Genomic DNA, 1663 nt, shown 5'->3' with positions numbered 1-1663 from the left:
TACATACTTTTGCGTACTGTTCTAGTGTATTGTATGTATTAAGAAAATCAACTTTAAATCGTATTATTCTGCTGCAAAAGAATATAATTCTTTACTAGATGGGGTGGTTTTATGCCATATGTAATCCGAGATGAAGGGCTAGTTTTACAAGGGGATGATGGAAAAGAACCAATTTTTCATACATATGAAGAAGCGAAGGAAACATTAAAAACATTAACTATACCGCAGTTTCCGAAACATATTAGAAGAAAACCATTTACACCAAAAATAATAAAGATAGCCGCTTCTGAATAAGAACCGGCTATCTTTATTATTCATAACTTAATAGCAAATAAAGTATATAAAAACTCTTTATATTGATCTTCTGTAATTTCACGCTTAGTTTTTTCCCCATGAACAACTTCAGTTAAACTTGTATTCGTTAATGAAATATGACCGGAGTTCGTCAACTTTACTGCAATTGGTCCTTTATTAAAAATAGACTTCTCATCTTCTATCACTCTTCTTTGAACATCGTTTATTACTATCTCATCAATATTAGGTTTATAAAAAGCATGACAAATTTTCCATTCTCCATCAGTATCTATTCTTTCTAAAACATAATTTCCTTTACTTGTATCTTTTCGTCTCACTCGGTACGAACCATTTTTTGAAGAAACAGACTCGCCAGTAAAAGGTACAGGAACAAGAGGTACTAACGAAGCTATACCTACATCAATTAAATACTGTAGATTATCATAAGTTAAAATAATTGTTATATGGCCATCCTCCAGTGCCCATGCATTTATATCATTTTTATACACCGTACCTAATGCCAGTTGTACATCATAGCCACAGTCTTTTAAGAAATAGTAAAAAAGAGTATTTAATTCGTAGCAAAGTCCACCACGGGAACTAGTTAAAATTTTCTCTCGTAAGTTTTCCAGAGAGATTTGATTCGTATTTCGTGCTATAACATCTAAATTCTCAAATGGTATAGTGTGTGCAAATGTAAAGAGAATTGTATTCAATTCTTCAAACTTCACTTCAGTACGCTTTGCAAGATTCAATCTTGTAAAAAGCTTATGTTGTAGACTTGTCATAGTCAGCACCCCTTAAAATGTATAAGTTAAAATATTATATGCTGATTGTAAATTTTAAGAGGCACTGTAACAACGTACATTTCATTTAACTGTACCGGTACAAAAATTACGATTCACGGGGTAAATTAATAGAAGGCGTCATTACAAATGCCTTTTCTGTAATTACTTCTTTTTGGAGTAGATCAAAAGCTACGAATATAAATTTAATAGTTTATCTATAGGCAAATTATTACTATCACTTAAATCAACAAAATACTGAAGTTGCCACATTTGACTCTTTTTAGCTTGATTGCTAACAGTGGTATCCCAAACAGGATAAATTCTCATTGCCATTTTCCCTGTTTGATTTTGTGTTCTCAATATTTTTTCTTTAAGAAGAATCTCTTTAGGAAAAATAAATTGTCCTAGTTTATTATCAGCAATACAAGTGATTACTAATAAATCAGGAGCAGCTTTATAAGAGAACGCTCTATTTCGCATATTTTCATCTTTCTCCCAAAAAGAAACAAATTGACCAGTTTTATTAGGTGTAACTTTTGATTTTCTAAAACGAATGGTTTTGTTATTTAAGTGGAATAAAC

The 1663-nt window shown here is 31.1% G+C and carries 3 protein-coding genes; 1 reads left to right on the top strand and 2 read right to left on the bottom strand.

The window, feature by feature from the left end; genetic code table 11:
- The first annotated feature begins 111 nt into the window (after window positions 1-111).
- Window positions 112-294 carry a hypothetical protein gene (locus ACQGS6_RS28010; protein ID WP_001147162.1) on the top strand — a complete coding sequence of 61 codons (183 nt, stop codon included), beginning with the start codon at window positions 112-114 and terminating at the stop codon, window positions 292-294.
- 20 nt (window positions 295-314) lie between these two features.
- Here the strand turns inward: ACQGS6_RS28010 and ACQGS6_RS28005 are convergent, their stop codons facing one another.
- Window positions 315-1082: an arylamine N-acetyltransferase family protein gene (locus ACQGS6_RS28005; protein WP_000202771.1), complete on the bottom strand. Its 768-nt coding sequence runs from the start codon at window positions 1080-1082 to the stop codon at window positions 315-317.
- A 189-nt stretch (window positions 1083-1271) separates the two neighbouring features.
- Window positions 1272-1663, bottom strand: a 392-nt coding sequence (locus tag ACQGS6_RS28000; RefSeq protein WP_426965993.1) for a MepB family protein, incomplete at its 5' end; no start/stop codon positions are given.

This window comes from Bacillus sp. GMs2/2, from assembly GCF_050172095.1.
In the GTDB taxonomy this organism is placed as follows: Bacteria; Bacillota; Bacilli; order Bacillales; family Bacillaceae_G; genus Bacillus_A; species Bacillus_A cereus.
Note: the sequence above shows the minus strand (reverse complement) of the source record. Positions and strands in the feature narration are given on the sequence as shown.

Excerpts from the sequence above, each read along its gene's own strand:
- ACQGS6_RS28010 (WP_001147162.1), top strand. The coding sequence starts at position 112 with ATGCCATATGTAATCCGAGATGAAGGGCTAGTTTTACAAGGGGATGAT.
- ACQGS6_RS28005 (WP_000202771.1), bottom strand. The coding sequence starts at position 1,082 with ATGACAAGTCTACAACATAAGCTTTTTACAAGATTGAATCTTGCAAAG.